This is a genomic window from Plantibacter flavus (genome assembly GCF_900177615.1).
GTDB classification, from domain to species: domain Bacteria; phylum Actinomycetota; class Actinomycetes; order Actinomycetales; family Microbacteriaceae; genus Plantibacter; species Plantibacter flavus.
In genome coordinates, this window is the sequence record NZ_FXAP01000002.1 from 61016 (window position 1) to 86066 (window position 25051).

The 25051-nt window shown below is 70.0% G+C and carries 27 protein-coding genes; 14 read left to right on the forward strand and 13 right to left on the reverse strand.

Annotation, left to right across the window (positions count from 1 at the left end):
- Window positions 1-63: 63 nt before the first annotated feature.
- The 3 genes from B9Y95_RS06625 to B9Y95_RS06635 are packed head-to-tail and all read right to left on the reverse strand — an operon-like array spanning window position 64 to window position 2875.
- Window positions 64-1290: a serine hydrolase domain-containing protein gene (locus tag B9Y95_RS06625; protein ID WP_085511148.1), complete on the reverse strand. Its 1227-nt coding sequence runs from the start codon at window positions 1288-1290 to the stop codon at window positions 64-66.
- A 14-nt stretch (window positions 1291-1304) separates the two neighbouring features.
- Window positions 1305-2129, reverse strand: coding sequence for a hypothetical protein (locus tag B9Y95_RS06630; protein ID WP_085511149.1), 825 nt, complete (start codon window positions 2127-2129; stop codon window positions 1305-1307).
- Complete coding sequence (locus B9Y95_RS06635; protein WP_085511150.1) at window positions 2129-2875, reverse strand: ABC transporter ATP-binding protein; 747 nt, start codon at window positions 2873-2875, stop codon at window positions 2129-2131. Before B9Y95_RS06635 ends, B9Y95_RS06630 begins: the two co-directional genes overlap by 1 nt.
- Before the next feature lie 99 nt (window positions 2876-2974).
- Between B9Y95_RS06635 and B9Y95_RS06640 the strand changes: the two genes are divergently transcribed.
- Window positions 2975-3529 (forward strand): hypothetical protein, encoded by a 555-nt coding sequence (locus tag B9Y95_RS06640; RefSeq protein WP_234994011.1) that lies wholly within the window; start codon window positions 2975-2977, stop codon window positions 3527-3529.
- An 89-nt stretch (window positions 3530-3618) separates the two neighbouring features.
- The gene (locus B9Y95_RS06645; protein ID WP_085511151.1) at window positions 3619-4332 is read left to right on the forward strand and encodes an HAD family hydrolase; all 714 of its coding nucleotides are present in this window, start codon (window positions 3619-3621) and stop codon (window positions 4330-4332) included.
- 43 nt (window positions 4333-4375) lie between these two features.
- Here the strand turns inward: B9Y95_RS06645 and B9Y95_RS06650 are convergent, their stop codons facing one another.
- The gene (locus tag B9Y95_RS06650; protein WP_234994013.1) at window positions 4376-4819 is read right to left on the reverse strand and encodes a BLUF domain-containing protein; all 444 of its coding nucleotides are present in this window, start codon (window positions 4817-4819) and stop codon (window positions 4376-4378) included.
- A 600-nt stretch (window positions 4820-5419) separates the two neighbouring features.
- Complete coding sequence (locus tag B9Y95_RS06655) at window positions 5420-6691, reverse strand: HNH endonuclease signature motif containing protein (RefSeq protein ID WP_085511153.1); 1272 nt, start codon at window positions 6689-6691, stop codon at window positions 5420-5422.
- A 669-nt stretch (window positions 6692-7360) separates the two neighbouring features.
- Here B9Y95_RS06655 and B9Y95_RS06665 point away from each other — a divergent pair.
- Window positions 7361-8677: an FAD-dependent oxidoreductase gene (locus B9Y95_RS06665; RefSeq protein ID WP_085511155.1), complete on the forward strand. Its 1317-nt coding sequence runs from the start codon at window positions 7361-7363 to the stop codon at window positions 8675-8677.
- Window positions 8678-8860: 183 nt separating this feature from the next.
- Here the strand turns inward: B9Y95_RS06665 and B9Y95_RS06670 are convergent, their stop codons facing one another.
- Together B9Y95_RS06670 and B9Y95_RS06675 are read right to left on the reverse strand one after the other, a co-directional pair.
- Window positions 8861-10171: an ABC transporter permease gene (locus B9Y95_RS06670; protein WP_085511156.1), complete on the reverse strand. Its 1311-nt coding sequence runs from the start codon at window positions 10169-10171 to the stop codon at window positions 8861-8863.
- Window positions 10168-10875, reverse strand: a complete 708-nt coding sequence (locus B9Y95_RS06675; RefSeq protein WP_085511157.1) for an ABC transporter ATP-binding protein — start codon at window positions 10873-10875, stop codon at window positions 10168-10170. Before B9Y95_RS06675 ends, B9Y95_RS06670 begins: the two co-directional genes overlap by 4 nt.
- A gap of 166 nt (window positions 10876-11041) precedes the next feature.
- Here B9Y95_RS06675 and B9Y95_RS06680 point away from each other — a divergent pair, with 166 nt between their 5' ends.
- The 3 genes from B9Y95_RS06680 to B9Y95_RS06690 all read left to right on the forward strand — a co-directional run bounded on the left by B9Y95_RS06680 (window position 11042) and on the right by B9Y95_RS06690 (window position 14452).
- Window positions 11042-12271 carry a sensor histidine kinase gene (locus B9Y95_RS06680; protein ID WP_085511158.1) on the forward strand — a complete coding sequence of 410 codons (1230 nt, stop codon included), beginning with the start codon at window positions 11042-11044 and terminating at the stop codon, window positions 12269-12271.
- On the forward strand, window positions 12268-12945 hold the full coding sequence (locus tag B9Y95_RS06685) for a response regulator (protein WP_085511159.1): 678 nt from the start codon (window positions 12268-12270) through the stop codon (window positions 12943-12945). The genes B9Y95_RS06680 and B9Y95_RS06685 overlap by 4 nt, the downstream gene beginning before the upstream one ends.
- Before the next feature lie 64 nt (window positions 12946-13009).
- A complete protein-coding gene (locus B9Y95_RS06690; RefSeq protein ID WP_085511160.1) occupies window positions 13010-14452 on the forward strand; it encodes a sugar porter family MFS transporter in 1443 nt (480 codons plus the stop codon).
- A 7-nt stretch (window positions 14453-14459) separates the two neighbouring features.
- Here the strand turns inward: B9Y95_RS06690 and B9Y95_RS06695 are convergent, their stop codons facing one another.
- A complete protein-coding gene (locus tag B9Y95_RS06695; protein WP_085511161.1) occupies window positions 14460-15023 on the reverse strand; it encodes a manganese efflux pump MntP in 564 nt (187 codons plus the stop codon).
- A gap of 200 nt (window positions 15024-15223) precedes the next feature.
- On the opposite strand from B9Y95_RS06695, the gene B9Y95_RS06700 reads away from it, so the two are divergent.
- Genes B9Y95_RS06700 through B9Y95_RS06715 form a run of 4 tightly spaced genes read left to right on the forward strand, consistent with a single transcriptional unit; the run spans window position 15224 to window position 18039 of the window.
- Window positions 15224-15571, forward strand: a complete 348-nt coding sequence (locus B9Y95_RS06700; protein ID WP_234994015.1) for an ArsR/SmtB family transcription factor — start codon at window positions 15224-15226, stop codon at window positions 15569-15571.
- On the forward strand, window positions 15568-16260 hold the full coding sequence (locus tag B9Y95_RS06705) for a cation diffusion facilitator family transporter (RefSeq protein WP_085511162.1): 693 nt from the start codon (window positions 15568-15570) through the stop codon (window positions 16258-16260). The genes B9Y95_RS06700 and B9Y95_RS06705 overlap by 4 nt, the downstream gene beginning before the upstream one ends.
- Window positions 16261-16300: 40 nt before the next feature.
- Complete coding sequence (locus B9Y95_RS06710; RefSeq protein WP_085511163.1) at window positions 16301-17056, forward strand: enhanced serine sensitivity protein SseB C-terminal domain-containing protein; 756 nt, start codon at window positions 16301-16303, stop codon at window positions 17054-17056.
- 20 nt (window positions 17057-17076) lie between these two features.
- On the forward strand, window positions 17077-18039 hold the full coding sequence (locus B9Y95_RS06715) for a DUF3558 domain-containing protein (protein WP_085511164.1): 963 nt from the start codon (window positions 17077-17079) through the stop codon (window positions 18037-18039).
- A 15-nt stretch (window positions 18040-18054) separates the two neighbouring features.
- Here B9Y95_RS06715 and B9Y95_RS06720 read toward each other — a convergent pair whose 3' ends face one another.
- Both B9Y95_RS06720 and B9Y95_RS06725 read right to left on the reverse strand, forming a co-directional pair.
- Window positions 18055-18381, reverse strand: coding sequence for a hypothetical protein (locus tag B9Y95_RS06720; RefSeq protein ID WP_085511165.1), 327 nt, complete (start codon window positions 18379-18381; stop codon window positions 18055-18057).
- Between the two features lie 121 nt (window positions 18382-18502).
- Window positions 18503-18928: an Hsp20/alpha crystallin family protein gene (locus tag B9Y95_RS06725; protein WP_071261327.1), complete on the reverse strand. Its 426-nt coding sequence runs from the start codon at window positions 18926-18928 to the stop codon at window positions 18503-18505.
- 160 nt (window positions 18929-19088) lie between these two features.
- Between B9Y95_RS06725 and B9Y95_RS06730 the strand changes: the two genes are divergently transcribed.
- From B9Y95_RS06730 to B9Y95_RS06740, 3 genes are all read left to right on the forward strand, one after another.
- A complete protein-coding gene (locus B9Y95_RS06730) occupies window positions 19089-19373 on the forward strand; it encodes a MerR family transcriptional regulator (RefSeq protein ID WP_079704638.1) in 285 nt (94 codons plus the stop codon).
- Between the two features lie 43 nt (window positions 19374-19416).
- Entirely contained in the window at window positions 19417-20889 is a 1473-nt protein-coding gene (locus B9Y95_RS06735) for a serine hydrolase domain-containing protein (protein WP_085511166.1), read from the forward strand.
- Window positions 20890-21382: 493 nt separating this feature from the next.
- Window positions 21383-22387 (forward strand): zinc-dependent alcohol dehydrogenase, encoded by a 1005-nt coding sequence (locus B9Y95_RS06740; protein WP_085511167.1) that lies wholly within the window; start codon window positions 21383-21385, stop codon window positions 22385-22387.
- A 39-nt stretch (window positions 22388-22426) separates the two neighbouring features.
- On the opposite strand, the gene B9Y95_RS06745 is transcribed toward B9Y95_RS06740, so the two are convergent.
- Window positions 22427-22669 carry a hypothetical protein gene (locus tag B9Y95_RS06745; protein ID WP_085511168.1) on the reverse strand — a complete coding sequence of 81 codons (243 nt, stop codon included), beginning with the start codon at window positions 22667-22669 and terminating at the stop codon, window positions 22427-22429.
- A 124-nt stretch (window positions 22670-22793) separates the two neighbouring features.
- Between B9Y95_RS06745 and B9Y95_RS06750 the strand changes: the two genes are divergently transcribed.
- On the forward strand, window positions 22794-23642 hold the full coding sequence (locus B9Y95_RS06750) for a DNA/RNA non-specific endonuclease (RefSeq protein WP_085511701.1): 849 nt from the start codon (window positions 22794-22796) through the stop codon (window positions 23640-23642).
- Between the two features lie 120 nt (window positions 23643-23762).
- Here the strand turns inward: B9Y95_RS06750 and B9Y95_RS06755 are convergent, their stop codons facing one another.
- Both B9Y95_RS06755 and B9Y95_RS06760 read right to left on the reverse strand, forming a co-directional pair.
- Window positions 23763-24263 carry a MarR family winged helix-turn-helix transcriptional regulator gene (locus tag B9Y95_RS06755; protein WP_064295883.1) on the reverse strand — a complete coding sequence of 167 codons (501 nt, stop codon included), beginning with the start codon at window positions 24261-24263 and terminating at the stop codon, window positions 23763-23765.
- A 125-nt stretch (window positions 24264-24388) separates the two neighbouring features.
- The gene (locus B9Y95_RS06760; RefSeq protein ID WP_085511702.1) at window positions 24389-25000 is read right to left on the reverse strand and encodes a TetR/AcrR family transcriptional regulator C-terminal domain-containing protein; all 612 of its coding nucleotides are present in this window, start codon (window positions 24998-25000) and stop codon (window positions 24389-24391) included.
- Between the last annotated feature and the right edge of the window lie 51 nt (window positions 25001-25051).

Sequence of the window (25051 nt, forward strand, 5' to 3'; positions counted from 1 at the left end):
GAGTCAACCACGCCGAGCGCCGACCCCGATCGGGGCCGGCGCTCGGCGATCGGTGGGAACCGATCATCGCTCGCAGAGGGTCGCGTCGAGGGCGTCGACGACGATCCGGTACTGCTTCATCAACCGCTCGTTGTCGTCCGGTGACACGACCGCCCACGGCAGCGAGGTGACGGCGATGGTGACGGCCGTGCCGTCGGGACCGACCGCGTTGCGTGTCTGGGTTCCGGGGATGTCGCCGCCATGGCCCCACGCCACACCGCCGCAGCTCAGCGGGTAGCTCTGCAGGCCCAATCCATAGCCCGCTCCCGGCCACAGCTCGTCGCCTGCCGGGACCGTGGTCTGCATCTCGGCGAGGGTCTCCTCGTTCAGGAGTTCGCCGTCGAGCAGGGCCTTCATGAAGACGTTGAGCTCGTGCGGCGTCGAGACGAGCGCACCCGCGGACCAGGCGAACGAGGTGTCGAGGGCCGTGATGTCCAGGAGGTCACCGACGGTCTTCGCGTGGTACCCGTGCGGGTGCTCGCCGCGCAGCTCGCGTTCGCCTGGCGCCGGGAAGTAGGTGTGCTCGAGGTCGAGCGGCTTGACGATGCGCTCGTCGATCTGCTGGGCGAGCGCCCGATCGGTGACGCTCTCGACCATGAGCCCCAGCACGAGGTAGTTCGTGTTGCTGTACGCCCACTGCTCCCCCGGCGCGAACACGGCCGGCTTGGCGAGGGCGATGTCGAGCATGTCGCGGGGCGAGGTGTAGCGCTCCTGTGCCGCGAACGCGTCTGCGGCGATCTGGTCGGCGTACTCGGGGAGCCCCGCCGTGTGCTGGAGCAGCTGACGGACCGTGATGCGGGTGCCGTCGATGCCGTCGCCGGTGATGAGCCCCGGGAGGTAGGTGTCGATCGGGGCGTCGAGCGCGACCTTCCCCTCCTGGACGAGCTGGAGGACGACGGTCGAGACGAACATCTTCGTGTTGCTCGCGATCCGCACCTCGCCGTCGACCGGGGCCGGCTCATCGGTCGCGAGGTCGCCGATGCCGGCCGCGACGTCGATCGCCTCACCGTCCGGTCCGATCACCGAGGCGAGCGCCGCGGGGTAGCCGGCGTCGACGAGCGACTGCATCCGGTCCTGCAGCGGGCCGGATTCGGAGCCGGTGCCGGCGGTCTGCTCCGTGGCGCTGGAACAGGCGCTGAGGGAGACGGTTCCGGCGAGCAGCGCGGCGGCGGCCGAGACGGCGATGATCGTGCGGTGACGGGTCTGGTGCTGCGTCTTGGTCTGAGTGTGGGTCTGGGTCTGGTCGTTCATGTGGGTGGTTCCTTTCAGATGTCGCGGCGCGAGAGCGCAGCGGATGCGGCCGCAGTGAGGGCGGCGGTGAGGGCCACGAGGGCGAGGATGACGACGATCGGTCCGAGTCCGTCCGTTCCGCCGTGGATGACGCCCTGGGCGAGGGCGACGGGCAGGAACTGGGTCCAGACCGGCACGATGCCGCCGCTGATCAGCTGGATCGAGGAGACGACGACCGGTTCGAGGATGAGGATCGCGATCATCGTCAGGACGCCGGCGAGCTGGGTGCGGACGATGAGTCCGACCGCGAGACCGAGGACCGACAGGGCGATGACGGCGAGGACACCGAGCCCGAACCGTGCTGCGAGGTCTGGGAGACCGAGGACGAACGGCGTCCCGGTGGCTGCCAGGGTGATCACGAGCGTGACCAGGCTGACGAGGGCGAGCACGACACCGAGGGCGGCGCCGACGAGTGCGACCGCGCCCGCCTTGGCGACGACGATGCGGAACCGCTTCGGCGAGGCGAGGACAGCGCCGACGATGCCGCCGTAGCGGTCGTCACTCGTGCCGGCGAGCACACCGAGCAGGGTGATCGCCAGGAGTGCGACGCCGATGGAGCCGCTGCCCATCGACGCACCGAGGGGGTTCAGCGCGTCGAGTTGGACGGCGCGGGAGGCGAGGTCCAGGACGGGGAAATCGCTCCCGAGGGCGTCGAGTCCAGGGCCGATCTCGCCGTCGGCGAGGGCGGGCATGAGCGTGACGAAGGCGAGTTGCGTGACGATGAGTCCCACGACGGCGACCGCCGCGGTGACCTTCGTCGCGGTCGTGGTGACGAGCCCGATGAGTTCAGCGCGGAACATCAGCGCACCTGCCCGTTCTCGGTGAGCTGGGCCGTTCCGGTGACCTGGAGGTAGTACGCCTCGAGGTCACCGCCCGATGCGGCGAGGATGTCGACCATCGACGACTGCGCCAGCACGCGACCGTCGGTGATGACGACCACGTCGTCTGCGATGTCCTGGACGTCGGAGAGCAGATGGGACGAGAGCAGGACCGTCCCACCCGCGTCGGCGAACGCACGCAGCCGGAGTCGCAGCCACTGCATGCCCGCCGGGTCCAGGCCGTTCGACGGCTCGTCGAGGATGAGCACGGCCGGCTCGCCGAGGAGGGCTGCGGCGATCGCGATGCGCTGACGCATCCCGAGCGAATACCCGCCGGCGGGGCGGTCGGCGTCGCGGGCCATCCCGACCTCGGTGAGGACCGCGTCGATGCGGGAGGCGTCGACCCCGATCCGCGCGGCGGCGATGCGGAGGTGCTGCCGCCCCGTACGAGCCGGGTGGAGTCCGCCCGCGTCGAGGACGGCGCCGACGGTGCGCGCCGGCTGCTCGAGCTCGCGGTACGGGCGACCGAGGATGAGGCCGTCCCCCGCGTCGGGACGGGCGAGTCCCAGCAGCAGGCGGATGGTGGTGGTCTTCCCGGCACCGTTGGGGCCGAGGAGTCCGACAACCCGGCCGGGGTCGACGGTGAAGGACACGTCATCGACGCGCGGGCGACCATGGAAGGTCTTGCGGAGCCCGCGAGCCTCGATGGGATGAGTGGAGAGGTTCATGGCTCCAGCCTCGACGCAAGGCGTTCCGGGCACCCCCGCCTGCCGCACAGTCCCCGGCTGGCCGAACGGACAGTGATCGACGACCTCTAGGCTGCAGGCATGGACACGACTGCTCGGATGCATGATCGACGTCACCGTCTCGCGCCGCGCCCGACCGTCGTGGCCACGGTGGTCGTCGTGGTCGCCGGGCTGCTCGCCGGCTGCGCGTCCTCACCCTCGCCGGACCGGACGACGGCGGCATCCACATCGGCATCGGACTCCGCCACCCGATCGGGCACCGGTGAGATCCGGCACGAGCTCGGCCCGCTCACCGACCGCTTCCCGCAGCTCGCAACAGCACTCTCGGCGACCTGGATGTCGGGGACCCTAGGCGACGAGCGGGTTCCGGGCCCGAGTACGTACTGGATCGACGCGGTCGTGGTCCTGGACGAGGCCGGGTACGCGGAACTGCGGGCGCTCGCACCCGGTGAGGCGGGCTCGGACGCGAAGGCGGAGCTCCCGGACCTCGACAACGGACTCGACGACGCGCTGCCGCCCGGACCGTTCGTGCGTTCGTCCGCGCTCGACGACGCCTTCTCGCAGGACGGCCGCTCGACGCAGGTGTTCCTCGACGACGCGACCAGCTCGGTGATCCTCTCCAGCCGGTTCCAGTAGCGGGCGCGCTGCCGCGTCCGCGGGCTCGCACGTTCTGCGGAGAATGACCACCGCTTCACAATCGCGGGCTCGCGGGTTTGACTGGACGCATGTCCGAACCAGCTGACACCACCGTCCCCAAGAACTCCGACGACCGCATCGCGGTGCTCTTCGACATCGACGGGACGCTCGTCGACTCGAACTACCTGCACGTCGACGCGTGGGATCGCGCGTTCGCCGATGCCGGCAGGCCGGTCGACGCATGGCGCATCCACCGTTCGATCGGGAAGGACGGCGGCGAACTGCTCGAATCGCTCCTGGACGGGGCCGACGAGGTCGAGCAGTACGGCGAGCGGGCGAAGGAGCTGCACAGCGAGTACTACCTCCACAACACCTCCCGGCTGCGGGTGATCGGCGGTGCGCGCGAGCTGCTCGGCGAGTTGGCAGGCCGCGGGATCGCGGTCGTCCTGGCGACGTCGGCTCCGGAGAACGAGCTCGAGATCCTGCGGGACCTGCTCGACGTCGACGATGCGATCTTCGCCGCGACCTCGTCCGGCGACGTCGAGACCGCCAAGCCGGAGCCCGACATCGTGGAGGTCGCCCTCGATCGTGCGGGCGTGCCGGCGTCGCGGGCGGTCATGGTCGGCGACGCCGTCTGGGACATCGAGGCGGCTGCGCGAGCCGGTGTGGAGTGCATCGGGGTGCGCAGTGGTGGCTTCGGCGAGCAGGAGCTCCGTGACGCGGGTGCGGTCGCGGTCTACGGCGACGTCGCCGAGCTGCTCGCGAACCTCGACGACAGCCCGATCGGCAAGCTCGCAGGCTGACTTCGGGTCTGAGCGCGGGCTTGGGCGCGGGCTTCGGCGCGGCTCAGCTCCGCGTGGCGCGGCTGCGGAACCAGCGGGCGAGTTCCTGCAGGGCGCGCATGGTGGCGGTCGGGTCGTCGCGATCGAGGTCGTCGAAGGTGTCGCGGTAGCCGTCGAGGTCTGCGGCGGAGCCGGTGTCGGCGCGTTCGAAGCCCATGGTCCAGGCGGCGAACTGACGTTCGCGGATGGGCTCCTCGAACATCACGCGGATGCCGGTGTGACGGGGATCGGCGGCGAGGGTGTCCATCAGCTCGCGGACGGCGGGCTCCGGTCCTTCGAGGACCTGGAGGAACCGTCCGTCGCGGTGGACGAGCATACCGGTGAGCTGTGCGCGGGCGTTGTTCTCGCGGCAGACGGCGAGCAGGGCGGTGAGGTCGTCGTCGCTGAACGGCTGCGTCGCCGTGCTCGCGTACACGAGTGACAGCATCTGGTCTTCGTCGGTGGCCACCTCTGGAGCCTACCCGGCGGGGTGCGGACGCGGTCCCGGAAGCACTCCGGGGCTGTCTGCCCTTCGACAGGCTCAGGGACCGAAAACCCATCCGAGCACCGTCCAGCCCGGTCGCTGAGCCTGTCGAAGTGCCCACGAAGAACCCCTCATCGTTCCGGGCACACCCCTCCCGGTCACTGAGCCTGTCGAAGTGCCCACGAAGAACCCTTCGACAGGCTCAGGGACCGAAACGTTCCGGGCACACCTCACCCGGTCACTGAGCCTGTCGAAGTGCCCACGAGAACCCCTCATCGTTCCGGGCACACCCCTCCCGGTCACTGAGCTTGTCGAAGTGCCCACGAGAACCCCTCATCGTTCCGGGCCCACCTCTCCCGGTCACTGAGCCTGTCCAAGTGCCCACGAGGAACCCTTCGACAGGCTCAGGGACCGAAACGAACCGGGCACACCTCACCCGGTCACTGAGCTTGTCGAAGTGCCCACGAGAACCCCTCAGCGTTCCGGGCACACCTCACCCGGTCACTGAGCTTGTCGAAGTGCCCACGAGGAACCCTCCTACACTTCGACAGGCTCAGTGCGGCGCAGCTCAGGGACCGGAGCTGGTCAGAACGGCGCGGGATCGGGTTCGGTCCGGTGGTGTTTCCCGTCGGGTGTCGTCCAGTCGAGGACCCCGCCGGGTCCGTGGTCGAGGTTCCACCCGGGGAGGTGTTTCATCCGGTGGTGATGTCGGCAGAGGCAGGCGAGGTTGCTGACATCTGTTGTGCCGCCGTCGTCCCACGCGACCGAATGATCGAGGTCACACGCTCTGGCGCGTCTGCCGCACCCGGGTGCCCGACAGGTGCCGTCCCGCAAGCGGACCGCGCGTTGCAGGTCGGCCGGGACGCGGTACTGGTTGCGGCCGACGGAGAGGATCGCGCCGGTTTCCGGTTGGACGAGGATCCGGGTGAAGCTGGGTGCGTTCACCGCGATGCGTGCGGCGGTCTCCGGGTCGATCGGGCCGTAGCCGTCGAGGATGGCCGGGGCATCGCTCACGCCGGCCATGCTGAGCGCCGGCACGGTGATCTGGACCGTGGGCTTGATGTGGTCCTGGACCTCGATCGGGTGCGGGAGCACCGGGCTGGTCATGATGTCGTCGGGTGTGACGCCGGTGAGCGCGAGGGCCGCGAGGGCGTCCGCCTTCAGCTGCCCGCACGTGCGAGTGTCGCCCGCACCACGTGACTCCGCCGCCGCCGCCTCGACGCGCTCGACGAGGCCCTGGGCGATCGGTGCCGTGGTGAACAAGTGCACCCACGCCATGCCGTCGGCTGCGGGCTCGAACTCGACCCGGCGGTCCGCCTCCGAGCGGACCGCGCGGGCGGTGATGGATTCCGGGTGGAGGCGCTCCCGCAGGACACGGGCGCGTCTCCGGAGGTTCGCGTTGGTCAGCTGCTCCGCGGCCGGCAACACCGCCTCCAGGAACGCCGCCCGCCCTGCGGTCGGTACGTCGCTGAGTTGGTCGATGATCGTCTGCGCGTGCCGGGCTGAGATGCGGCCGGCCTCGAGGGACTCGAGCACGGCCGGTGCTTCGTTCACGAGCCTTTCCGCGTCGTTCGTCGCCCGCTGGACGGTCTGTTCAGGTGTTCGGGTCGCCATCGCGAGCGCCGCACAGGTGGAGCGGCGGGAGAGCGCCAGGCGTTCCGCCGGCGGGAAGACGGCCGGGACCGTGGCGTCTGCGAAGGCGTCGGCGTAGGCGGCAGAGCGGGCGAGCAGGCGGGCCTCCTCGGCGTCCAGGTTGGCGCGACGCCGCTGGATGTCCGCGTAATGGTCCGAGAACTCCGCGAGGCGCGCGGCGTGCTCGTCGCCGGCGCGAACTGCGGAGGTGGTGGTCTCGGTCATGACTCCAGTCCACCATGAACCACTGACATTCCAGATGCTGAGTGGTCTCGGTTGTGGAAGTCTCCTCGCGTGCCCTTCGACAAGCTCAGGGACCGGGACAGGATCGCCGGAGCAGGAGGTCCCTCGTGCGCCCTTCGACAGGCTCAGGGACCGGGACAGGATCACCGGAGCAGGAGGTCCCTCGTGCGCCCTTCGACAGGCTCAGGGGCCGGGACAGGATCACCGGAGCAGGAGGTCCCTCGTGCGCCCTTCGACAGGCTCACGGACCGGAGGTGGGTGCTCGGGGACCGGAGTGAATGCGGGTGCACTCCCTCCGGTCACTGAGCTTGTCGAAGTGCCTACCCGCCCCCTTCGACAGGCTCAGGGACCGGCGAGGGTTGCTCAGGGACCGGCGAGGGTTGCTCAGGGACCGGCGAGGGTTGCTCAGGGACGGGCGAGAGTTGCTCAGGGACCGACGAGAGCTGCTCAGGGACCGGAGCGGGTTGCTCAGGGACCGGAGCGGCTCCGCGGCGCCCGGGCCTTTCACCGGCCCATGAGCGCCTTCACGAGCGCGACGGCCGGCCCGTTCCGGACACGAGAAGCGGCAGTCCTGCCCGGTGCAACAGACGCATGATGTCGACGATATGGGTTCCGGAGTAGTGTCCGGAAGAGACCGACGGGAGCAGCGCGATGAAACCGACGACCCGCACCGACAGCGATCACGGCGACCACGCCGGCGACAACACCACCGACCGCGACTGCGTCATCGCGGGTGGCGGCCCCGCCGGCATGGTGCTCGGCTACCTCCTCGCCCGGTCCGGCCTCCGCGTGACCGTGCTCGAGAAACACGCCGACTTCATCCGCGACTTCCGCGGCGACACGATCCACCCGTCGACCATCACGCTGCTCGGCGAGCTCGGCCTGCGCGAGCGGTTCCTGCGGCTGCCGCTCAACCGGTTGCAGAGGATGGACGCCGTGATCGACGGCCTGCGGATGACGATGGTCGACTTCCGCACCCTGCCAGCACCCGACCGTTTCCTCGTCCTCGCGCCGCAGTGGGACTTCCTGAACTTCCTCGCCGAGGAGGCCGCCACACTGCCGAACTTCGAGCTCCGCCTCCGCACCGAGGCGACCGGCCTGGTCGTGGAGCAGGGCCGGGTCCGCGGCCTGCGCGCGACCACGACGACCGCGGACGCCCCAGCGACCGAAACCGACCCAGCGACCAGCACCAGCACCTCCTCCGACATTGAGATCCGAGCCACCCTCACGGTCGCGGCGGACGGACGCACCTCGGCACTCCGCGACGCGGCCGGACTCATCCCCGACGAGAGCGGCGTCCCGATCGACGTCCTGTGGTTCAGCCTGCCGAAGCCGGCCGACCCGCCGCCCCCGACCCTCGCCTACCTCTCGCCGCGCGGCATGGTCCTCACGATCGACCGGGGTGACCGGTACCAGTCCGGCATGGTCATCCGGAAGGGCGGCGCGGAGCAACTCAGAGCCGAGGGCCTGCCGGCACTCCGCAGCCGGATCGTGGATGCCGCGCCCATCCTGCGTCCGGTCGTCGACACCCTGACCCACTGGGACCAGGTCAAGCTCCTCTCGGTCCAGCTCAACCGCCTCGACCGCTGGTACCGCCCGGGGTTCGTCGCCATCGGCGACGCCGCGCACGCGATGTCTCCGATGTTCGGCGTCGGGGTCAACTATGCGATCCAGGATGCGGTCGCCCTGTCCAATGCGATCGCCGGCGACCTCGCCGCAGGAGACGCACCGTCCGAGGCCCTCGCGGCCGTCCAACGTCGACGCGAGCAGCCGGTCAGGATCATGCAGCGCATCCAGCGGGCAGGGCATCGGGTGATCTCCCGCACGACCACGGGCGACCGCATCGCACCGCGGTGGGTGATCCGGCTGATGCGTCTCGCCGGACCCGTCGTCCGACCGCTTGCGGCGAGGTTCATCGGGATCGGGCTCAGACCCGAGCACGTCACCACCCCACAGCGCGAAGCGTAGAAGAAGCGGGCACGGAGCCTCAACCTCCGACGACGGGACGGCCGCTGGTCGTAACGTGGACGCTGCAGACGCGACCTGAGCGTCTGCGCCGGCGCTGCTCCTCAACCTGGCGCCGGCGCGGCTGTGGGGCGCCGCTTCCGGCACGCCCCACAGCCGCCACCCGGCACACCCGACCGCTGCACCTCACTCGTAGCGGAGCGACTCCACCGGATCGGCCTTGGCGGCACGGGCAGCGGGCAGGGTGCCCGCGAGGAACGCGATCACCATGACGACCAGGACGATGATCCCGAGCGACACCGGGTCGAACGCGATGAGGTCGAGGCCCGGCAGGTCGGCGAGGAGCGATCCGGACAGCGCGGCACTGATGCCGGTGCCGGCGAGCACCGCGACACCGACGCCGATCGCACTGCCGAGGAAGCCGATGAACGCGGCCTCGAGGCTGAACAACCCGAAGACCTTCCCGCTCCCCATCCCCATGGCCTTCATCAGACCGATCTCGCGGGTGCGCTCCTGCACGGACATGAGCAGCGTGTTCACGATCCCGAAGCTGGCCGCGAGGAGCGCGATGATCGCGAAGGCGTTGAGGACGAGGACGATCCCGTCGATCACCGTCTTGATGGTGCCGAGCTGGTCCGCGACGGTCGTGCCGGTGTAGCCCGCATCGGCCAGTCGGTCCTTCAACGCCGTGATCTGCTCGTCGGTGGCGTCCGCGCCGAACCGGATGGACGCCTGCGCGTACCGCTCGACCTGGTCGGACGGGACGCCGATGTTCTGCGTCTCGTAGAGGAGGTCGGTGAGCGCGGCGTTCGGCACGATCGAGGCGCCGGTGGGCGAGGCGAGGCTCTCCTCGGCGACTCCGACGACGGTCGCGTCCACGGTGTGCTGCGTGCGCTGCGCATCGGTGATCGCGACCGTGACCGTCTGCCCGACCGCGTCGGCGTCGCTTCCGAAGCCGAGCGGTTCCACATAGGACGTGGGGAGCACGAGCTGGAGCGTGTCGGTGTCGTCGTCCGGCTGTGCACCGTCCAACAGCGTGACGCTCTGCCCGGAGATGAGTCCCCCGACCCCGACGACGTACTTCGTGCCGCCGCCCGCCTCGATGTAGTCGGTCGAGATCGACTTCACGGCCTGCACGTCGAGGACGCCGTCGATCCCGCCGAGCTCGTCGAGGTCGGTCGGTGTCAGGGCGACGACGGTCGATCCCGGCGCGCCGGCACCGGTGGCGGCGACCGCGTCCGGGTCGTACTCCTTCGGCCCGCTCGTCGCAGCACCAAACCCGCCTGCGGTGTCGGCCGTCTTGGTGACGGTCATCGTGTCGGACGTGCCGACGCTCGACACCGTGTCGTCGATGTAGGCGTTGATGCCGGTGCCGAGGCCGTTCGTCAGGGTGAGGGTGAACGCTCCGACGAAGATCGCCAGGATGGTCAGGATGGTGCGGGTCTTGGACCGGAACGTGTTCGCGACGGCGGTCCCGATGAGGTCGACGGTTCTCATGCGGCCACCGCCTCGTCCTCGACGAGCAGTCCGTCGCGGATGAGGATCCGCCGATCGCAGCGTGCCGCCAGCTCCTCGTCGTGCGTGACGACGATCAGGGTGATGCCGCTCTCCCGGTTGAGGGAGAACAGGATGTCCTCCACGACGGCGCCGGTCGCCGTGTCGAGGTTGCCGGTCGGTTCGTCGGCGAAGATGATCCGCGGGTTGTTGACGAGCGCGCGGGCGATCACCGTACGCTGCTTCTGCCCGCCGGAGAGGTTCACCGCGCGGTTCCGCGCCTTGTCCTCGAGCTGGAGCTGCGCGAGTGCGGCGAGCGCCCGGCGACGTCGGTCACCGCGGCGGACGCCGGCGATCTTCATGGGGAGCAGGACGTTCTCCAGCACTGTCGCGTTGGCGGTGAGGAAGAACTGCTGGAACACGAACCCGAAGGTCTTGTTCCTGGTCGTGTTGAGGCGGCGACCGCGGAGGGTGCTCGTGTCGACCCCTTCGAGCTCGACGGTGCCGGAACTCGGTGCGTCGAGGAGCGCGAGCACGTGCATGAGCGTGGACTTCCCGGAGCCGCTCTTCCCGACGATCGCGACGCTCTCGCCGGCGTGGATGTCGAAGCTCACCCCCTTCAGCGCGTCGAACCGGTTCTGACCGCGACCGTAGGAACGCCGGACGTCCCGGACCGAGATGATCGGCGGCGCTGTGGTGCTCTGCATGGTGTCTCCTCGTCTGGGGCCGGGTGCTCCGGCACCACTCCAGACTCGCGGTGACGTCCGTCCGACGCGTCCCCCACCGGCGGACACCCGTGTACCGCGTCCGTGGTACCGCGGAATGCCACGTGCGGAGGAGTCGCCGGACGCCGGTTCCCGGCAGACTGGGCCCATGACCTCCGCGACGCAGGATCACCGGGTGCGCGATCCGCATCCGAGACCCCCGGTGTGGGTGGGCGATGTGGTCGCCGCGGTCCTCATCATCGCCTCGGCGTTCATCCCGTTCCCCAACGCGGAGTTCCGGCCGGGCAGCCCGCTCGTCGTCGCCCTGGTCGTCGCGCCCGCGCTCCTGCTCCCGCTCCGCCGACGCTGGCCCATCGCGGTGCTCGCTGCCGTCATCGCCTGTTACGGCGCTGCGGCGATCACGGGGACCCTCGCTCCCGGCGTCGTGATCGCGGCCGCGATCGCGATGTTCGGGGTGGCCGTGCGCTCCGCGCGCAAGACGACCCTCATCACGGCCGTCGCGACGATGGTCGCCGTCGCCCTCCTCAGCCTGCTCGCGTCGATCGGCAGCTTCGATCCGCGGACGGTGCAGTTCGCGGTGATGATCGCGTTCGCCGCCGCGGCCGGCGACGGGACGCGCTCGCGCCGCGCGTACATCCTGGCGATCACCGAACGCGCGGAGCGGGCCGAACAGACCCGCGAGGCCGAGGCGAGGCGTCGGGTGACCGAGGAGCGGCTCCGGATCGCGCGCGACCTCCATGACACCGTCGCCCATCAGATCTCGGTGATCAGCCTGAACGCCGGGGTGGCGTCGAGCTCCCTGGAGTCGCGGCCGGAGAAGGCGAAGGAGGCGCTCGTCTCGATCCGCCGGGCGTCGCGGACGGTGCTCGGCGAGATCGGTGATCTGCTCGAGGTCCTGCGCAGCGACGGCGCTGGCGCAGGCTCCCGTGGAACGCTGCCGCAGCCGGGACTCGACCGACTCGACGCATTGATCGCCGAGTTCACCGCCGCAGGCCTCGACATCACCACTCGGATCGACCCCGACGCGCCGAAGCTGTCGACCGCCACGGACGTGGTCGCGTACCGCGTCGTCCAGGAGGGACTGACGAACGCGTTGAAGCACGGTCCTGAGCGTCGTGCACACGTGCTCGTGGAGGGCGGCGACGGGAGGATCGTCGTCAGCGTGAGCAATCCGACGGCCCCCGGCGTCCTGCGTGAGCAGGCCGACGCGCCACCGACCACCGGGCACGGACTCCTCGGTATCCGCGAACGCGTAGCGGCCGTCCGCGGGACCGTCGACGTCGGCGCGACTCCGGGCGGCTGGCGGCTGTCCGCGGGCCTCCCGACCGGCGAGCCGACGCACCCCGGTCCGACACACCCCGAGGAGTCCCCCGCATGACCACCGTGCTCGTCGTCGACGACCAGTCGCTCATCCGCCAGGCCGTCGCCGACATCCTCTCGTCCGAGGCCGACCTCGAGGTCGTGGGCGAAGCCGTCGACGGCGCGCAGGCGGTGTCGCTCGCCCGCGAGTTGCGACCGGACGTCGTGCTCATGGACATCCGCATGCCCGTGCTCGACGGCATCGGTGCGACCTCGGCGATCTGCGCGGACCCCGACCTCGCGGACACCCGGGTCCTCATCCTCACCACGTTCGAGGAGGACGAGAACCTCATCGCCACCCTCCGGGCGGGCGCGAGCGGTTTCATCGGCAAGGGCTCGGAGCCCGAGGAGATCGTCCGCGCCGTGCGCGCGGTGCACGCCGGCGACGCGCTCCTCTCCCCCGCGGCGACCCAGAGTCTCATCACCAAGTACGTCGTCGCTGCGGACGAAGCGACGAGTTCGCGCCAGGTCCCCACCGAGCTGGCGCTGCTCACCGAGCGGGAGCTCGAGGTGCTGCTCCTCGTGGCCCGCGGACGGTCGAACCAGCAGATCGCCGACGACCTCGTCATCTCACCGCACACCTCGAAGACCCACGTGAACCGCATCATGACGAAGGTCGCCGCCCATGACCGCGCCCAGCTCGTCATCCTCGCGTACGAGAGCGGCCTGCTGCGGCCGGGTGCCGACGACTGAACCGGTACTGTCGTCCTGTCCACGACGCCGTTCGGCGCACGGGCCCAGCAGACGAGGAAGTGCGATGGCCGGATCCCCCACAGCCCGACAGACGGCGAGCGCGCTGCCTGCCCTCACGCCCGGGCCGCACCGCCGCCACCTCGGCCTGATCTCGATCGTCGCCTGTTTCGGCGGATTGCTCTTCGGCTACGACACCGGCGTGATCAACGGGGCGCTGCGGCCGATGACCGCGGAGCTCGGGCTCACGCCCATCACCGAGGGCATCGTCACGAGTTCGCTCGTCTTCGCGGCCGCTGTCGGTGCGCTGCTCGGCGGTCGGGTGTCGGATGCATGGGGCCGGCGGCGGAGCATCATCGTTCTGGCGGTGCTCTTCTTCGTCGGGACGCTCGTGGTCGTCTGCTCGCCGAACGTCGAGCTGCTCGTGGCCGGTCGCGTGCTGCTCGGACTGGCCGTCGGCGGTGCCTCCGCCGTCGTCCCGGTCTACCTGGCGGAGCTCGCTCCGTACGAGATCCGAGGGTCGATCACCGGCCGGAACGAGGTCGCGATCGTCCTCGGGCAGTTGTCGGCGTTCGTGATCAACGCGGTCATCGGCACCGTGTTCAGCGAGCACACGAGCGTGTGGCGCATCATGTTCGCCGTCTGCGCCCTCCCCGCGGTCGCCCTGTTCGTCGGCATGCTGCGGATGCCCGAGTCACCGCGGTGGCTCGTCGACCACGGTCGCCGCGACGATGCACTGGACGTCCTGCGGACCGTCCGCTCCGACGACCGCGCGGTCGCCGAACTCTCGGAGGTGGAGGCGTCCATCACCGCGCAGCGCGACGAACACCGGATCGGGCTCGGGGCCGTCCTCCGCAACCCGTGGCTCGTGCGCATCCTGCTCGTCGGTGTCGGCGTCGGGATCGCCCAGCAGCTCACGGGGATCAACTCGATCATGTACTACGGGCAGACCGTGCTCGTGGAGTCGGGCTTCGACGAGAGCGCCGCGCTCATCGCCAACATCGCGCCCGGGGTCATCGCCGTCGTCGGCGGCTTCATCGCCCTCACCTACATGGACCGACTCGACCGACGGAAGACGTTCGTCATCGGCTTCTCGCTCACGACCGCGTGCCATCTGCTCATCGGCTTCTCGTCGATGGTGCTCGAGCCGGGCGACCCGATGCGTCCCTGGGTCATCCTGTTCCTCGTGGTCGTGTTCGTCGGCTCCATGCAGACGTTCCTCAACGTGGCGGTCTGGGTCTACCTCGCCGAGGTCTTCCCGCTCCAGATGCGCGGCCTCGGCATGGGCGTCTCGATCTTCATGCTCTGGGTCGCCAACGGGTTCCTGGCGCTGTACTTCCCGTCCCTGGTCGACGGCCTCGGCATCACCGGAACCTTCTTCCTGTTCGCGGGTGTCGGCGCCCTCGCGCTCCTGTTCGTCGCCACTCAGGTACCCGAGACGCGTGGGCGGAGCCTCGAGGCGCTCGGCGAGGACGTGTCGACCGGCGCCATCTTCACCCGGAAGCGCTGACCTCCGATTAGCCCGCGAGGTGGTCGATCAGGATCTTGACGCCGATGAGGATCAGGATGACGCCACCGGCGATCTCCGCCGGCTTGCCGAAGCGCTGACCGACGCGACGGCCGATGAAGACGCCCAGGAAGGCGAGCACGAACGTCGTCAATCCGATGAGGACGACGGCTTCGAGGATCGAGCCGGGTAGGAACGCGAGCGTGATGCCGATGGCGAGCGCATCGATGCTCGTGGCGAGCGCGAGGATGAGGAGTCGCCGGACGTCGATGCGGTCGGAGTCGACCTCGGTGTCCTCGTGGCTCGAGAACGCCTCCCAGAGCATCTTGCCGCCGACGAGGGCGAGTAGGCCGAAGGCGACCCAGTGGTCGACCTCGGTGATGTACCGCGCGAACTGCGTGCCGAGGAACCAGCCGATGAGCGGCATGACCGCTTGGAACAGTCCGAAGGTGCCGGCGATCACGAGCGCGTGACGCACGTTGAACCGCCGCATGTGCAGACCCTTGGTGAGGGCGACGGCGAAGGCGTCGGCGGAGACGCCGAGCGCGATGAGGAGCAGTGGCCAGAACGTCATGTCGCGAGGTCTTCCTGTGATGCGTCCTGGACGCGGGGATGCGTTCGGGCGCCGTGCCGCGAGGACCCGTCAACGTTGCCAGCGCGGTGCCGCGGCGGCAAGCCGAGACGCCCGATTGCCAGCGTTTCGCCTCGCCTAACGCGGCTGTTCGGGCGACCGCGAGGCTGGATCGATACAGCATTTCGTGTACTGTTTTTCACGTGACCGACACTCTGACACCGACAGCGACCCTGACGCACACCGCCGCGCTCGCGAGGCTGGGGCACGCCCTGTCGGACGAGACCCGGGCCCGCATCCTCCTGACCCTGCGCGAGGCACCGGCCTTCCCCTCCGACCTCGCGGACGCACTCGGAGTATCCCGACAGGTCATGTCGAACCAGCTCGCCTGTCTCCGCGGCTGCGGCCTCGTCGAAGGCGTCAAGGAAGGACGCAACACCTGGTACCGCCTGGCGGACAGCCACCTGGCGCCGGCGCTCGACGACCTCCTCCGGCTCGTCCTGGTCGTCGATCCCGCCTGCTGCTCGGGTGAGAGCTGCACCTGCGCATGAGCACCGTCGGCCTGCCGAGCCCCCGTCTCCGCGCCCAGCTGAGCCCCGCCAGACGCGCGACGCTGCAGCGCCGGATCCGCTGGATCGTCGCGGCGACCATCGCCTACAACGTCGTCGAGGCCATCGTCGCCCTGTCGGCCGGGACCGTCGCCTCATCAGCGGCCCTCGTCGGCTTCGGTCTCGACTCGATCGTCGAGGTCCTGTCCGCCGCCGCGGTCGCCTGGCAGTTCTCGAGCCCCGATCCCCATCGCCGGGAACGGGTCGCCCTCCGGGTGATCGCCCTGTCGTTCTTCGGCCTCGCCGCGTTCGTGAGCGTCGACGCCGCCCGCTCGCTGCTCGGGTTCGCCGAGGTCCAGCACTCGACCGTCGGCATCGTCCTCGCGGCGGTCAGCGTCCTGATCATGCCGGCGTTCTCGCTCTTCGAACGCCGAACCGGCAAGGAACTCGGATCCGCCTCCGCCGTCGCGGACTCGAAGCAGACGCTCATCTGCTCCTACCTGTCGGCCGCGGTCCTCATCGGGCTGGTCCTCAACAGCACCCTCGGCTGGGCCTGGGCGGACGCGGTCGCCGCCCTCGTCATCGCCGGCTTCGCGGTCCGAGAGGGCGTCGAAGCCTGGCGTGGAGACGCGTGCAAGCGGCCGGTCTCATCGCTCACCTCGGAGAACACGGACACCTGCGACTGCTGCTGAGCACGCGCACCCTCCCACATGGCCGGGATACGCTGCTGGCATGCCTGCCGCCGACGACGCACCAGACGCTCCCGAGATCGAAGCCCTCCTCGCCGCAGCCGCGAACGACCGCTCGAACGCACCCGCGTTCCTGACGGCGCTCCTCGAGAGCACCGTGATCGTGGCGGGGACCGTGACCGACGACGGCCTGGCGACCCTGGCGGACCTCCTCGACTCGGACGGCAGCTCGGTGCAGCCGTTCTACACCTCGAAGGCGCGCTTCCAGGAGACACTCCAGGTCGTCCCGTCGTTCGAACAGCACCTCCTCGCCCTCCCCTGCCGCGTCCTGTGGCAGATGACCCGAGGCGCGAGGCTGGTCCTGAACCCGCATTCCACGCATGGCAAGGAGTTCCTCCCGGGCGAGATCGCCCAGCTGCTCGACGGCGAGGCGGTCCTCACACCACGCGTGGTCGAGCGCGAGACCGAGGTCATGGTGGGAGAGCCGGCTCGCATCCCACCAGGGATGACCGAGACCCTGACCGCGGTCCTCGCCGAGTACAGCGAGGTCGACGAAGCGGTGCTGGGCTGGAAGGTCACCCCGCAGGAGGGCGGCACGTTCGACGAGTGCTACCTCCTCGTCGTCGTCGGCGCCCCGACCGCCCGCGAGACGATCAGCGGCCCCCTCGCACGAGCCCTCGCGACGTACTCGGCGAGCGTGCCGATCGACGTCATGTACGTGGCGCCGGGCGCGAAGCATCTCCTGAGCGGTGTGCCGCCGTTCCATCGCCGCAAGCGAGGGTTGTTCCGGCGACGATGAGCAGTGGGCTGAGTCGAACGGTGCCCGCGATCGCACGTGGCGCACGCGTCCTCACGATCGCCGCGCTGCTGGGCGTCCTCACAGCGTGTAGCGCGCCGCCGTCGCAAGCACCCACCGAGGCTCCGCCCGGATCCACCCCGACGTCGTCGGCGGCGCTCCCGCCCCCGCCGACGTCCGCCTTCCCGGGGCTCACGTGCGACGCGCTCGTCCCCGACACGGAGGTCGCATCCTTCCTGGGCGCCGCAGCCGCGCCGCAACCGCTCACCGTCGACGACGCCCCGGTCCTGCAGGACGGCGGGACCGTCTGCGCCTGGGCCGACGAGGCGGACGGCACCTCACTCACCGTCCGACTCGTCGGAGACGGCGTCGACCACTGGGCCACCTTCAACCACTGGTACGAGCACACCGACTGGAGCGACAGCGTCGGCGAGATCAACGGGACGATGTGCTCGGACGGCACCTGCTCCGTCCACGCCCTCGACGGCGAGCGGTTCATCGAGGTCGATGCGGCAGGGGTCGACGACCCGGCTGGGACGCGCTCGGAGGAACTGGCTCGGACAGCGCTTGCGGCAGCACCGGTTCCGACGCCCGCCGCGCCCCCGTCGTCGTCGGCACCCACCTCGCGCTCCTGCGCCACGGCGTTGCCGGTGGACACCGCGGCGGCACACCTCGGCGCGGCCGCCACCGGCGCGAGCTACGTGAGCACCGCGACACCGAGCTACCACCTCGCGCAGGACTCGCTCCAGCGCGTCGGTGGGCTCGACTGCCGACTGCTGTCCGCGGACTCCCGCGAGCTCGTCCGGTTCACGGTGCTCCCCGGAGGCGCGTGGGTGCTTCGCGAGGACAGTCCGGTCGGCGCCGTGGATGCGGCCGGGAGCGAGCACTCGGCGCACGCTCGACGTGGCGACGACTGGGTGCGTCTGCAGGCTCCCGGGGCGAGCGAGGAGACGACTCAGGCCTTGCTGGTCGAGCTGCTCGGCTGAAGCAGGCGCCGTGCGCTAGAACGTCGGCCGGTCCGCGATGGATACGAGGACCGCGGCGATCACGGTGGCGACGGTGAGCGCGACGGCGACGACCCACTGCAACCGAGGCACCGCGCGGCGGATCACGAGGACCAGGTGGACCAGCAGCGCCAGCACCGCCACGGCGGCGATCACCGTGCCGACCACCGCCGGTTCGAACACGGCGATCTGTTTCGTCGCCATACCGTCGGCGCCCGGCGCCTGGTACCAGGTCATCGTGGTCTGCGTCGCCGCGACCAACAGGCCGAGCGCGGCGATCACGAGCAGGGCAGACGCTCCGAGGATGCGTTGGACGCGGGACATGCCCCCAGTATGCCGACCGCCGGGCACACATGGGCGATCGCCCCACCCACGGATCGCGGGCGGGGCGTTCGGTTCGTTCGATGCAGACGGGTGTGGATACCGGGTCAGTGTCGATCCCGGGTCAGGCGTTGATCGACTGCGGGTGGTCGGTCGTGGAGTCGACGGTGATCTTCCGCGGCTTCGCACGCTCGCTCACCGGGATGATCACGGAGAGCACACCGCTGTCGTAGGACGCGGTGATGCCGTCGAGGTCGACTCCCTCGCCGAGGGTGAACTGCCGCAGGAAGTGGCCGCCACCGCGCTCGCGTGCGAGCCAGCGGACACCCTCGCGGCTGTCGGCCGTGCGCTGGGCACGGATGGTGAGCTGACCACCGTCGACGTCGACGTCGATGGATCCGGGGTCGATGCCGGGGAGGTCGGCGACCATCATGTACCGGTCGCCGTCACGGAAGAGGTCCACCGGCATGGGCCGGGGTGCGCGCACGGAGTCCAGTACGGAGGCCGCGAAGCGGTCGAGCTGGCTGATGGGATCGAGGGTCATTGCCATGGGTGTTCTCCTTCCCTGTCGCCCGATGACGGATCGGGCTCATCGATTGTCGGTGCCCGGAAGTCACAGATCCAGGGGTTCAGATCTGCACTTCGTGGTGTAGATTTTTTATACATCCGAAACCTGATCCAGTGCAACCCGTTCAAAGGAAATCTCAAGCATGGCCGATCGTGACGGCGCGACACCCGTGTACGGCATCGCCGTCGCAGCCCAGCTCGCCGGCGTCCCGGAGGCGTCCCTGCGGCTCTTCGAGAGCAAAGGCCTCCTCACCCCGTCCCGGACCGAGGGCGGCACCCGTCGCTACAGCGAGGACGACATCGAGCGGCTCAAGCGCGTCACCGACCTCCGCGACGACGGCGTCAACCTCGCCGGCATCGCTCGCGTGCTCGATCTCGAGGACATCAACCAGGGACTCCGAGACCAGCTCGACGCCGACCAGGACTGAGCGTCGGGTCGATCCGACCGGCAGCAGGTGGCAGCATGGAGGGATGAGCCTGCAGCGAAGCACTCCGTCCGCACAGCACGTCGACGCCGCCGGGATCGAGGCGTTCATCACCGCCCTCGAGCGCACGCCGAACGTCGAACCACACAGCCTGATGCTCCTGCGCGACGGGAACGTCGTCGCCGAGGGCTGGTGGGCGCCGTACTCGGCTGATCGGGTGCACCTGCTGTACTCGCTGAGCAAGAGCTTCACCTCGACCGCCGTCGGCCTCGCCGTCGAAGAGGGCCTCATCGGACTCGACGACACGATCATCAGCCACTTCCCGGAGCTCGACGCCGAGATCACCGACCCCCGCAGCCGCGCCATGCTCGTGCGCCACGTGCTCGCGATGGCGAGCGGCCACCGCGAGGAGACGATCATGCGCGCTGCTGCGATCGACCCGACGAACCTCGTCCGCGGCTTCCTGCTGCTCCCGCCCGACGAGGACCCGGGAACCGTCTTCGCGTACAACCAGCCCTGCACCTACACGGCCGCGGCGATCGTCCAGCGCGTCACGGGCGGGACGCTCACCGACTACCTGCGACCGCGGTTGCTCGAGCCGCTGGGTATCGGCGAGTTCGACTGGCAGCAGGACGACGAGGGCTTCGAGCTCGGGTACAGCGGTCTGCACGCGACGACGGAGGCGATCGCCGCGCTCGGCCAGCTCTACCTGCAGGGTGGCGAGTGGGAAGGTCGGCAGCTGCTGCCGGCCGCCTGGGTCGCCGAGGCGACACGATCCCACATCGCGAACGGCGACGACCCGGAGTCGGACTGGGCGCAGGGGTACGGGTTCCAGTTCTGGATGGCCCGGCACGGGTTCCGTGGCGACGGCGCTTACGGTCAGTACTGCGTCGTCCTGCCGGAGCACGACGTCGTCCTGGCGATCACCGGGCAGAGTCTCGACATGCAGGCCGTGCTGAACGCCGCGTGGGAGCACCTGCTGCCGGCGTTCGGGACCGGCGAGGCCTCCGACGCGGAGCACGGGTCGAGCGCAACCGCCGATCAGGCGTTGCTCGATTGCCTGGCGGGGCTCGCCCTGCCGCCGCTCGGTGCGTCGGACGAGACCGGCTCGACTGCATCACTGGGCGAGCTCGTCGGACGGACGTTCGCTGCTGCAGCCGATACCGGCCTGGCGCAGCTGACCGCGCTCGAGGTGACGGCGGGCGACGGTGACGACGTCGTGCTGGTCGTGCACGAGGGTGACGACCGGGTGGAGCTCGTCCCCGGCGTCGGCGCCTGGCGGACGCATGGACCGATCACGGCGAGTGCCGCCTGGGGCACCGGCGGCGAGGGCGGAGCGCGGGTCCTCCGCGTCGACGCGATCTTCATCGAGACACCCCACCGCATGCACGTCGAGATCGACCCGGCGGCCGGCACCTTCGACGCCTGGTGGGAGACGACGCCGCTCCGGACCTCCCGTCTCGCCGAGGTGCAGCGGCCCAGCGCGGTCGTCGCTGGCGGCGGCAAGTCGTCCTGGTGAGCTGAGGCTCAGGGACCGAATCCGCCCCCGGTCACTGAGCCGACCTCCCCCGGCAACCGAGCCGACCTCCCCCGGTCACCGAGCCGACCTCCCCCGGCAACCGAGCCGACCTCCCCCGGTCACTGAGCCTGTCGAAGTGCCGAGCCGCCCTTCGACAAGCTCAGGGACCGGAGTGCTTCAGACAGACTTCCCCCGGCCACCGAGCCGACCTCCCCCGGTCACAGAGCCGACCTCCCCCGGTCACTGAGCCTGTCGAAGTGCCGAGCCGCCCTTCGACAAGCTCAGGGACCGGAGTGCTTCAGACAGACCTCCCCCGGCAACCGAGCCGACCTCCCCCGGTCACTGAGCCGACCTCCCCCGGTCACTGAGCCTGTCGAAGTGCCCCCGAGGACGCCTGGTCCTTCCGGATGCAGATCGACGGGGGCTGTCGCGCCGCAACCCAGACGCGCCTCCCACTACGCTCTGACCAGCGCTGTCACGACGAGGAGACCGCATGCGAGCCGTACGCATCACCGCACCGAACGAGGCCACCGTCCTCGAACGACCGGATCCACAGGCCGGACCGGGCGAGGTCCTCATCCGCATCGAACGCGCCGGGCTCTGCGGCACCGATGTCGCACTGTTCCGGGGCACCATGCCGTACCTCGCCGACGGACGCACGACCCTGCCCCTGCAACCCGGCCACGAGTGGGCCGGTCGGGTGGTCTCGGTGGGCGAGCGTGTCACCGCGATCGCACCGGGCGACCTCGTCACCGGCGACACCTTCATCGGGTGCGGCACCTGCGCGCTCTGCACCTCGGGCCGCCACCACCTCTGTCCCGACCACCTCGAACTCGGCGTCCTCGGGCAGCTGGACGGAGCCCTCGCGGAGCTCCTCGTCGTCCCCGAACGCGCCGTCCATCGCCTCCCGGCCGGCGTCGACGCGGACCTCGGCGCAATGGTCGAACCCGCCTCCTGCTCACTCCGTGGCGTCCGACTCACGGCAGTGGGGCCGGGCGACCGCGTGCTCGTCTGGGGCGCCGGAACCCTCGGCATGTTCGCCGCGCTCTTCGCCGCGGATTCCGGGGCGTCCGTCACCGTCGTGGCCCGCCGTGAGTCCGATCGGCGGTTCGCCTCGGACTTCGGCCTGGCGACCCGTGACCCGGCCGACCTCGGCGACGAGCGCTTCGACGTGATCATCGAGGCGACGGGATCGGCCGAGGTCACTCAGCGCCTGCTCGACGACGCCACCGCCGGCGCCCGCATCGCACTGCTCGGCGTGCCCGGCGGCGACGTCGGCCTCCCGTCCGGCAGACTCATCGCCCTCGACGCCACCGTCCACGCGGTGCTCGGCGGCTCGGCCGACATCGACGAGGCGGCGCGACGGTTCGCCACCCTGGGTGACACGGTCCGCCGGCTGATCGGCTCCGTGATCACCCTCGACGACGTGCCACGGCTGCTCGCCGAGGGGCTCCCCCGCGCGACCGGCGCCGGACCGAAGACGCAGATCCGCTTCTGAGTCGCGCGGGCCGGGACCGGCTCAGCTCAGCCGGTCGGGTCAGGCGATGGATGCTCGTGCGAGGCGCGCGAGCATGACGACGACCACGAACTGCACCGCGAAGAGGACCGCGGTCAGGATCGTCGCCGTCGCCACGGTGGCTCCGCCGTCCATCCCTGAGACGCCGGGGAGGAATGCGATACCGAACACGATCAGGGCGTCGAGGAGGAACGTCGCCGACACGAGCGCCGCGAGGATGCGGGCGTCGCTGGTTCGATGCGGGTTCGGGTAGATCGTGGTCATGATATATAATATATCAAACTTCATAGTGAAACAGAAGTATGAGAATGGTAGCTGCCGCGTTGTTGACGAAAGCTCCACCGCTGCGCGCTTCCGTTCACCCCAAAACCATGATCGACTCATGTTCATGACCGGCTTCGATTCAGGCTTCCTCGACCTCGCCGAACCGCTCGCCGTCCCCGCTCCAGCCGACCCGACGGCCAACGCGCGCCTCCGCCGTCTCGACTACATGCACTTCACCGTGCTCCTCGACCCCGACCGCCGCCTGGCAGCCGCGACCGGGGTCGACATCGACGGTGCCGCCCTCCTCGACCTCGGGCGCGGGGACGACTGGCACCTCGACGACCGCGTGCCGGTCGAGGAGCAGGCCGGCCCGGAGCTCTACGCGCGCAACGACCTCGACCGCGGCCACCTCGTGCGGCGGAGGGACCCGGTCTGGGGCCCCGTCGAGATCGCCCGGCAGGCCAACGTCGACACCTTCTGCTACACGAACGCCGCCCCGCAGGCTGCGGACTTCAACCAGTCACTCGAACTCTGGAACGGCCTGGAAGACCTCGTCCTCGAGTACGCCTCGGCCGGGCGCCGGCGACTGTCGGTCTTCACCGGGCCGGTGTTCGCCGACACTGACCCGCTCTACCGGGGCGTGCAGGTCCCGCGCCGGTTCTGGAAGGTGGCGGCGTGGTCGAACGGCGGAGCGCTCGCGGCGAGCGGCTACCTCCTCGACCAGTCGGCGCAGCTCGACGACATCGACCTCGGCCGATCCAGTGCGATCGACGACACGCAAGACGCCACCGCCGTGCCGCCGCTCGGCCCGTTCCGGACCTTCCAGCTGCCGATCCTCGACCTCGCGAGCCTCACCGGTCTCGACTTCGGTGCCCTCGCCTCCGCCGACGTCCTCGAGCCGGCTCCCGCGACGGTGCGCCCGGACACCGACACCTGGATCGAGCTGAGCGGCCCGTCCGACCTGCGGTTCTGAGGCAGCTCCGGTCCTGAGCCTGTCGACAGGCGCTGACCCGAGCTTGCCGAAAGGTACCCGAACAACCCGACGAACCCATCTCCGGTCCCTGAGCCCGTCGAAGGGCAGCCGAACAGTCCCCTACCGACGCTCCAGCGCCGCGCCGATGACCCGGAGGCTCTCGATGAGCACGGCCACCTGCTCATGGCTGAGCCCGGCGAGCATCGCGTTCTCGTCATCGACCAGCCTGCGCATCGCCTCGTCGACCCGCTGCTGACCGAGGGTCGTCAGGACGACGATCTTGCTCCGACCGTCGGCCTCGTTCTTCTGTCGGGCGACGAGCGAGCGTGCGGCCAGACGATCGAGCTGACTGGCGAGGTTGCCACTCGTGATGCCCAATCGCGTTGCGAGCATGGACGGCGTCAGCCCGTCCGCACCGTGCTGGCGGAGGATGGAGAGGAACTCGAACTCCCACGGCCGCAGGTTGCTCGCGGCGAACGACAGGCGTCGGACCTCCTGCAGGTGCGGCACGAGCCGGCGGAGGCGGGACACCACGTCGAGGGGTGCGAAGTCCACGTCGGGCAGTGCGTTCGCCCAGGCGTCGATGACGATGTCGACGTCGTCGTCATCACCCTTCGCCATCGCCGGCCTCCCTCACGTCCTGCCTGCACCAACGCTACCGTGGGCAGCCACCGATCCAGACGGTGGGCGCTTCCATCCACGCTGTGCTATCGGCGGACCCAGAGCGATCAGCGGAACCAGAGCCGTCAGCGGACGGAGAGCGCCGCCAGGCCGTCGACGAGGAGACCGACCCCGAAGGCGAACGCCTGGGCCTGGTCCTCCCGGCCGAATGGATCCGTCGCACCGTCGGCCAGCACACCGACGCTGTCGTACTGCATCCGTTGCTGCTCGTGCGACACGTGCCCGAGGATGAAGTGGAGCAGCACCGTGCCCGCACGTCGACTCGTCGCCTCGTCGAACCCGGCCACCGACACCGCGTCCGTCAGCCGGGTGAGTGCCCGCCCGGAACCGAGCCCGAGCGCGTAGGTGCTCGACACCACCTCGGCCCCGTCGCGATAGGCGAGGAGGGCGTCACGCAGCGCCTCCGCCTCGACGCGCGTCCGCTCGCGCCAGTCGGAGCCGGCATCGGACACGGCGTCGACCGGTGCCGGGTGGGCGTCGACGATCCGGTCGGCGAGCTCGGCGATGAGGGTCTGCTTGTTCTCGAAGTGCCAGTACAGCGCGCTCGGCTGGACGTCGAGAGACGCGGCGAGGCGGCGCATCGTGAGGTCGGCCAAGCCGTGATCGTCGAGGATGCGGAGCGCCACCTGAGCCACGTCGTCGCGCCGATGGCGACGCACTGTTTCGGGACCGGACATGAGCACCACTATAGTGAACGCTGTTCAGGTGAACACTGTTCAGGTGCGATC

Excerpts from the sequence above, each read along its gene's own strand:
- B9Y95_RS06655 (WP_085511153.1), bottom strand. The coding sequence starts at position 6,691 with ATGACCGAGACCACCACCTCCGCAGTTCGCGCCGGCGACGAGCACGCC.
- B9Y95_RS06720 (WP_085511165.1), bottom strand. The coding sequence starts at position 18,381 with ATGTCCCGCGTCCAACGCATCCTCGGAGCGTCTGCCCTGCTCGTGATC.
- B9Y95_RS06640 (WP_234994011.1), top strand. The coding sequence starts at position 2,975 with ATGGACACGACTGCTCGGATGCATGATCGACGTCACCGTCTCGCGCCG.
- B9Y95_RS06740 (WP_085511167.1), top strand. The coding sequence starts at position 21,383 with ATGCGAGCCGTACGCATCACCGCACCGAACGAGGCCACCGTCCTCGAA.
- B9Y95_RS06665 (WP_085511155.1), top strand. The coding sequence starts at position 7,361 with ATGAAACCGACGACCCGCACCGACAGCGATCACGGCGACCACGCCGGC.
- B9Y95_RS06725 (WP_071261327.1), bottom strand. The coding sequence starts at position 18,928 with ATGGCAATGACCCTCGATCCCATCAGCCAGCTCGACCGCTTCGCGGCC.
- B9Y95_RS06705 (WP_085511162.1), top strand. The coding sequence starts at position 15,568 with ATGAGCACCGTCGGCCTGCCGAGCCCCCGTCTCCGCGCCCAGCTGAGC.
- B9Y95_RS06680 (WP_085511158.1), top strand. The coding sequence starts at position 11,042 with ATGACCTCCGCGACGCAGGATCACCGGGTGCGCGATCCGCATCCGAGA.
- B9Y95_RS06635 (WP_085511150.1), bottom strand. The coding sequence starts at position 2,875 with ATGAACCTCTCCACTCATCCCATCGAGGCTCGCGGGCTCCGCAAGACC.
- B9Y95_RS06755 (WP_064295883.1), bottom strand. The coding sequence starts at position 24,263 with ATGGCGAAGGGTGATGACGACGACGTCGACATCGTCATCGACGCCTGG.
- B9Y95_RS06745 (WP_085511168.1), bottom strand. The coding sequence starts at position 22,669 with ATGACCACGATCTACCCGAACCCGCATCGAACCAGCGACGCCCGCATC.
- B9Y95_RS06690 (WP_085511160.1), top strand. The coding sequence starts at position 13,010 with ATGGCCGGATCCCCCACAGCCCGACAGACGGCGAGCGCGCTGCCTGCC.
- B9Y95_RS06625 (WP_085511148.1), bottom strand. The coding sequence starts at position 1,290 with ATGAACGACCAGACCCAGACCCACACTCAGACCAAGACGCAGCACCAG.
- B9Y95_RS06675 (WP_085511157.1), bottom strand. The coding sequence starts at position 10,875 with ATGCAGAGCACCACAGCGCCGCCGATCATCTCGGTCCGGGACGTCCGG.
- B9Y95_RS06735 (WP_085511166.1), top strand. The coding sequence starts at position 19,417 with ATGAGCCTGCAGCGAAGCACTCCGTCCGCACAGCACGTCGACGCCGCC.
- B9Y95_RS06750 (WP_085511701.1), top strand. The coding sequence starts at position 22,794 with ATGACCGGCTTCGATTCAGGCTTCCTCGACCTCGCCGAACCGCTCGCC.
- B9Y95_RS06685 (WP_085511159.1), top strand. The coding sequence starts at position 12,268 with ATGACCACCGTGCTCGTCGTCGACGACCAGTCGCTCATCCGCCAGGCC.
- B9Y95_RS06645 (WP_085511151.1), top strand. The coding sequence starts at position 3,619 with ATGTCCGAACCAGCTGACACCACCGTCCCCAAGAACTCCGACGACCGC.
- B9Y95_RS06695 (WP_085511161.1), bottom strand. The coding sequence starts at position 15,023 with ATGACGTTCTGGCCACTGCTCCTCATCGCGCTCGGCGTCTCCGCCGAC.
- B9Y95_RS06730 (WP_079704638.1), top strand. The coding sequence starts at position 19,089 with ATGGCCGATCGTGACGGCGCGACACCCGTGTACGGCATCGCCGTCGCA.
- B9Y95_RS06630 (WP_085511149.1), bottom strand. The coding sequence starts at position 2,129 with ATGTTCCGCGCTGAACTCATCGGGCTCGTCACCACGACCGCGACGAAG.
- B9Y95_RS06670 (WP_085511156.1), bottom strand. The coding sequence starts at position 10,171 with ATGAGAACCGTCGACCTCATCGGGACCGCCGTCGCGAACACGTTCCGG.
- B9Y95_RS06760 (WP_085511702.1), bottom strand. The coding sequence starts at position 25,000 with ATGTCCGGTCCCGAAACAGTGCGTCGCCATCGGCGCGACGACGTGGCT.
- B9Y95_RS06710 (WP_085511163.1), top strand. The coding sequence starts at position 16,301 with ATGCCTGCCGCCGACGACGCACCAGACGCTCCCGAGATCGAAGCCCTC.